Below are 6,008 nucleotides of genomic sequence, written 5' to 3' on the forward strand. Positions count from 1 at the left end.
GGCTACTCCGTGAAGTGGCGGGCCCAGCTGTGGTAGAGCGGGATCCCCAGCATGATGTTGAACGGGAAGGTGACCCCCAATACGGCGCTGAGCGACAGGCCCGGATTGGCCTGAGGCACGGCGATGCGCATGGTGGCCGGCACGGCGATATAGGAGGCGCTGGCTGCCAGGGTGGCCAGCAGGGTCAGGCCACCCAGGGAGAGCCCCATCAGTTGGCCGATCACCAGGCCGAGGCCAGCCGAGGCGAGCGGCATCAGCAGGGCGAAGCCGAGCAGGAACAGGCCATGGCGGCGCAGGTCCTGGCACTGGCGGGCGACGATGAGGCCCATCTCCAGCAGGAACAGCGCCAGCGCCCCCTTGAACAGGTCGACAAACAGGGGCTTGAGCGGGGCAATCCCGTCGGGACCGGCCAGATAACCGATGGCCATGCCGCCCAGCAGCAAGGTGACCCCCTTGCCGAGGAAGGTTTCATGGGCCAGTCGGCGCCAGCGGGTCTGCCGGCTCACTCCCTGGGCCAGTACGATGCCAACCAGGATGGCGGGGATCTCCATCACCGCCAGGAAGATGGAGAGCTGGGATTCGAAGTTGATGCCGCGTTCGGTGAGCCAGTTCACCCCGACCGCAAAGGTCGCCACGCTGACCGAGCCGTAGTGGGCGGCGGTGGCGGCGGCATCGACCCGGCTCATCTTGAGGCGCAGCACGGCGAACCCGGCCAGGGTCTGCAGCATGCCGAGCAGGATCACCAGCGCCAGCTGGGGTAATAAAGGTTGCAGGGATTGCTGCGCCAGACCGACGCCGCCCTTGAGGCCGATGGCCAGCAACAGAAAGAGGGAGAGAGTATCGTAGAGCGCGGGCGGCAGCTTGAGCTCGGAGCGCACCAGACCGGCCAGCAGACCAAACAGGAAAAAGAGTACAACAACATCCAGCATGGGAGTTCGCAGGAGGCAATTCACAGGGTGGTTGCATGCTAGAGTGCAAGATGTTTCGATAAAATCAGATTTTGATTGATGATTGTTCGGTAGAAACTGATAAGGGACCCGATGCTCAACTATAAACAGCTCTATTACTTCTGGCACGTGGCGCGCAGCGGTAGTGTGACGCGTGCCGCCGAACAGTTGCACCTCACGCCGCAGACCGTCAGTGGTCAGGTGGCCGAGCTTGAGCTCTCCCTCGGGGTGGCGCTGTTCAACCGGGTGGGGCGGCGGCTTGCCCTGACCGCCGCCGGTCGCCAGGCACTCGAACAGGCCGGCGCCATCTTCTCGCTCGGCGCCGATCTCGAGCATACCCTGCGCCATGCCAGCCAGGAGCTGACCATGCAGGTGGGGATCGCCGACTCAGTGCCCCGTACCCTGGCGTTCGAGCTGCTGGCGCCTGCCATGGCGCTGGCCACCCCGCTGCGCCTGGTGTGCCATGAAGAGCGGGCGGAACAGCTGTTCAGCGAGCTGGCCAGCCACAAGCTCGACATGGTGCTGATCGATCGCCCGCTTCCTCCCGACAGCGGGGTGCGCGGCTACAACCACGAACTGGGGCGCAGCCCGCTGGCGCTGTTTGCCAGCCCCGAGCTGGCTGCCCGGGCACGACAGGGTTTTCCTGCTTCCCTCGAAGGCTTGCCCCTGCTGATCCCCGGAGAGAAGTCGGCGACCCATGACAGCCTGCTGGCCTGGTATCGTCAGCAGGGCATTCATCCTCATCTGGTCGGCCAGTTTGATGACTCCACCCTGATGAAGTCGTTTGGCAAGGCGGGGATGGGGATCTTCCCGGCGCCGCTGGCCATGGCCGAGGAGATAGCGCGGCTTTATGGTGTCGAACGGGTTGTAACCCTGACCGAAGTGACGCTCTCCTACTATCTGGTGTCGGCTGGTCGTCATCTCTCCCATCCCGGTGTGCAGGCGGTGATGGCAGGGGCGAAGCAGAGATTGGCGGCATTGGGTGGCAAGAAATAGAAATCTGGATGGCTATACATCCACCTCTGCTCTGCCTATAATCCCTGCGCTTTGGCGCATCATGCTTAATAGGGAATCCGGTGAAAATCCGGAGCTGGCGCGCAGCGGTAAGGGGGAACGAAGCGACATCAGGGCACTGCCATCGGGTGGGAAGCCGTCGCCGTAGGCCATCAGCCCCCCAGCCCGAAGACCTGCCAAAGTTCGTATTTCGGGCCGAGAGAAACCGGCCACGAAGTAGATGCTTACGCGAACTTAAGGATCTCTCATGTCCAAGAAATTATTGGCGGCTGCCCTGTTGCCAACGGCGGCCTTTGCCCAGCCACTGACCATCCCCGTCAACCCCACCATGGTGGTGACCGCCACCCGTGTCGCCCAACCTGCCTCCAGCGTGCTTGCTCCCGTCAACGTGGTGGCCCGTGACGAGATCGACCGTCTGCAAGCCCAGACCGTGACCGATGTGGTCAAGACCCTGCCCGGCGTGGAAGTGGTGAGCAATGGCGGCCGTGGCCAACTGAGCTCGCTGCGGGTGCGTGGCGGCACCTCTTCCCAGACCCTGGTGCTGGTGGACGGGGTGCGTAGTGCCTCCCTGACTGCCGGGATGACGGAGCTCAACAACCTGCCGCTCAATCAGGTGGAGCGCATCGAATATATCCGCGGCGCGCGTGCCACTATCTATGGTTCGGATGCCATCGGCGGGGTGATCAACATCATCACCCGTCCCGATCCCGCGACCAACAAGCACAAATTCAATGTCGGTGCCGGCTCCCACAAACAGCGCCAGGCCGCCTTCAGCAGCGCCAGCCAGATCGGTGAAGCTGGCCAGCTCAAGGTTGCCGGGGGCTTCGATGACGAGACCGGCTACAACGTCCACCCCATCGCAGGGGTGAACGATGGCGACAAGCACGGTCACCGGGGCTATAACGCCATGCTGGACTATCAGCATGCGCTGACCGGCAACTGGGATCTGTTCGGCACGACCCGCTGGTTCCGCAACATTGCCCAGTACGACCGATCGTCCGCCGCTTCTGCCTGGGGCCCGGCCTACCATCAGCGCAACGAAACCTGGACCGAGAACCAGAGCTACCAGCTGGGGGCCCGTTATCATGACGAGCGTTACCTGAGCGAACTGCGCGGTGCCTTCTCCAAACAGGATGCCTACGACTACCCGGACAGCAGCGGCCGCGATCAGGCCACTGACCGGCTCTATACCCGTCAGTACACCCTGAACTGGGTCAACAACGTCAAGCTGGACGAGAACTGGACCCTGGGTGGCGGCGCCGACTGGCAGCGCGACATGCTGGATGCCAGTTCCCGCTCCTCCGGCACCGCCTTCCCGAGCGATGCCGACGAGCGCGACAACACCGGGCTCTATGCTCTGGCCCAGTTTGACAACCAGACGTGGCAGGCCGAGCTGAGCGGTCGCAGTGACGACAACAAGCAGTTTGGGCGTCACAACACCTGGCAGACCGGGGCTGGTTGGCGCTTCGCGGAGGATTATCGCCTCAGTGCCCGTTACGGCACCGGCTTCCGCGCCCCCTCTTTTAATGACCTCTACTACCCGAGCTCAGGCAACCCTGACTTGAAGCCGGAAGAGTCGAAGAGCCGCGAGCTGATGCTCGATGGCCAGACTGCCGGCGTCGAGTGGCGTGTGACCGGTTATCGCAACGACTTCGAGCAGATGATCCAGTGGGCACCCACTAATCCGAGTGATCCCAACAGTTTCTGGAGCCCTCAGAACGTTGGCAAGGCGCGGATCGAGGGTGTCGAGCTGGAAGGGGAATTTGACACCGGCTGGCTGAGCCACCGGGTCTCTGCCGAGTACAAGGATCCCAAGGACAAGGTGACCGACAAACAGCTGCAGCTGATCTCCCGCAAGGGGGCCAAGTGGGTGACCCAGGCACAGTGGCAGCAGTTCGATGGCTCCCTGAGCTGGATCTATCAGGGCGAGCGCTATGGCGATGCGGCCAACACGACCCAGCTGGGGGGCTACAGTGTCTGGAACCTGGCAGTAGGTTATCAGGTCGCGCCTTCCTGGAAGGTCTCCGGCAAGATCAACAACCTGTTGGACAAGGAGTACCAGACTGCGGTGGGTTACCCGGCCGACGAGCGTGCCTATTACGTGACGGTCGACTACTCACTCTGATCCAGACCGTGATTGTATAAATGAGGGGCCCCGCCATTGGTGGGGCCTTTTCTATTGGCGGTGGGCGGGAGTATGATCGCCGACTTGCACCAAAGGGGAGCTCAAGTGGCCAATATTCTCGTGTTCGACTCCGGTATGGGTGGGCTGACCATCTACCGCGAGATCCGCCGCGCATTGCCGGCACACAACTATCTCTATTGCTTCGACAACGCCAACTTCCCCTATGGTGAGCTGAGCGAGCCTGCCCTGATTGCTGCCTGCACCCGACTGGTCACTACCATGGTGGCTCGTCATCATATCGATCTGGTGGTGATCGCCTGCAACACCGCCAGCACCATAGCGCTGCCTGCCCTGCGCGAGGCTCTGGCTATTCCCGTGGTAGGGGTGGTGCCTGCCATCAAGCCCGCGGCCGCGCTCACCCGCAACGGTTGCATCGGTCTGCTGGCGACACCGGGTACCGTCAGCCGTGAATACACCCACGAGCTCATCGCCCAGTTTGCGCCGGGCAAGCGGGTGCTGCTCAAGGGGGCGACCGAGCTGGTCATCGAGGCCGAACGCAAGCTGGCGGGTCTGCCGGTCAATATGGCTTTGTTGCGGGAAGTACTGGCGGACTGGCTGGAAGGGGAAGAACACCCGGATACCCTGGTGCTGGGCTGTACCCATTTCCCGTTGCTGGATGAAGAGATACGGCAGCTGATGCCTGCGTGCCAACTGGTGGATTCCGGCAGTGCAGTTGCCAAACGGGTGGCTCACCTGTTGACTGGTTTGGTCACGACACCGACGCGGATGGAAGATGTCGGGGGGAGCGCCTATTGCACCCGGCTGGATGCCCAGACCCAGAAACTGACAGCCCCCTTGCAAGCTTGGGGGCTGTCATCTCTCGAAGAGGTCAGGTTCTAACAAACGATCGGTTGCCGATCAGGCGTCAACCTCGTTGCCTTCTCGTTCATCTTTATCCCGCTTGTCATTGGCTTCGCGCACCTTGAGAGTGCGCTGCTGATACTCCTTGTCGTTGAGCGCAGCGATCGCCTTGGCGGCGTCCGCAGCAGGCATCTCTACGAAACCAAATCCCCGGCGCTTGCCGGTGGCCTTGTCCTTCATCAGACGAACAGAGATCACCTGGCCCTGTTCGGCAAACAGTTCACGCACGGCTATCTCATTGGCACGGTATGGCAGGTTGCCTACATATAAGGTGCAGGTCTCCTGATTGGAGGCCTGTTCAGTGGCGCCGGCGGGCGCACGGTTGTTGAGGAACAGCGGTACCACGAAACCGCCGATGGCCAGACCCACAGCAAAAATCACTTCGGCTTTCAAAGAAAATTGCAGTGCCTGGGCAACCAGATAACCAACCAGTGCCAACACCAGGGCAAGGATGGCTGCCTGCACATAAACGGGAAACTTGGATAAATTCATCTTTAAAGACCTTTTGTAAATGAAAGCAAAAAAGGTGCAACACTCTATTCACCTCCATGGTAACCAGCTTTCCAGCCGGGCGCTACCATGGACCATTCGGGACACATTATCCGTTCCAGTATGGCATCCCTTGCGGGAGGAAGACCCACTTAAATGATGATAAAAGGGGTCTGAAATCATTGGGTTGTGGATAACATTGTATATATACACTGAGTAAGCTGTTTCTAATTGGATAATTTGAGATTTCCGTGACTTTCTTCAAAAAAAGCCTTGTCATCGCGACGCGCCTCCCTATAATGCGCCCTCACCAGCACGGCAGAACACGCCAACCTGATGAGCTCGCTTCCTCGTGAAGCCAGCGCCGAAAGAAAAGCGAAAGCAAGCGCTTGACTTTCGAGGTGAGGAAGGTATTATACGCCACCTCAGCGCGACAAGCGCCACGCTCTTTAACAATTTGAATCAAGCAATCTGTGTGGGCACTCACAGCATCGAGCATCAAAAACAATTTT

6 protein-coding genes and 1 riboswitch are annotated in these 6,008 nt (G+C 60.7%); of the genes, 3 read left to right on the forward strand and 3 right to left on the reverse strand.

All coding sequences use genetic code 11. The features are described 5' to 3' along the window. Window positions 1-2: 2 nt before the first annotated feature. Window positions 3-929, reverse strand: coding sequence for a sodium-dependent bicarbonate transport family permease (locus ACB033_RS20725; protein ID WP_162513139.1), 927 nt, complete (start codon window positions 927-929; stop codon window positions 3-5). A gap of 111 nt (window positions 930-1,040) precedes the next feature. On the opposite strand from ACB033_RS20725, the gene ACB033_RS20730 reads away from it, so the two are divergent. The 3 genes from ACB033_RS20730 to murI all read left to right on the forward strand — a co-directional run bounded on the left by ACB033_RS20730 (window position 1,041) and on the right by murI (window position 4,986). Further along, window positions 1,041-1,943, forward strand: coding sequence for a LysR family transcriptional regulator (locus ACB033_RS20730; protein ID WP_139725580.1), 903 nt, complete (start codon window positions 1,041-1,043; stop codon window positions 1,941-1,943). A gap of 35 nt (window positions 1,944-1,978) precedes the next feature. Continuing rightward, window positions 1,979-2,157: riboswitch (cobalamin riboswitch) on the forward strand. A 51-nt stretch (window positions 2,158-2,208) separates the two neighbouring features. Then, window positions 2,209-4,086, forward strand: coding sequence for a TonB-dependent receptor domain-containing protein (locus ACB033_RS20735; RefSeq protein ID WP_139725579.1), 1,878 nt, complete (start codon window positions 2,209-2,211; stop codon window positions 4,084-4,086). A gap of 105 nt (window positions 4,087-4,191) precedes the next feature. Next, on the forward strand, window positions 4,192-4,986 hold the full coding sequence (gene murI, locus ACB033_RS20740; RefSeq protein ID WP_005306974.1) for a glutamate racemase: 795 nt from the start codon (window positions 4,192-4,194) through the stop codon (window positions 4,984-4,986). 18 nt (window positions 4,987-5,004) lie between these two features. Here murI and ACB033_RS20745 read toward each other — a convergent pair whose 3' ends face one another. After that, entirely contained in the window at window positions 5,005-5,499 is a 495-nt protein-coding gene (locus tag ACB033_RS20745) for an RNA-binding protein (protein ID WP_005306971.1), read from the reverse strand. 304 nt (window positions 5,500-5,803) lie between these two features. Next, window positions 5,804-6,008 (reverse strand): hypothetical protein (locus tag ACB033_RS20750; RefSeq protein ID WP_371140721.1); only part of this gene is annotated, 205 nt, incomplete at its 5' end.

It is taken from the genome of Aeromonas sp. S15(2024) (genome assembly GCF_041402265.1).
GTDB classification, from domain to species: Bacteria; Pseudomonadota; Gammaproteobacteria; order Enterobacterales; family Aeromonadaceae; genus Aeromonas; species Aeromonas dhakensis.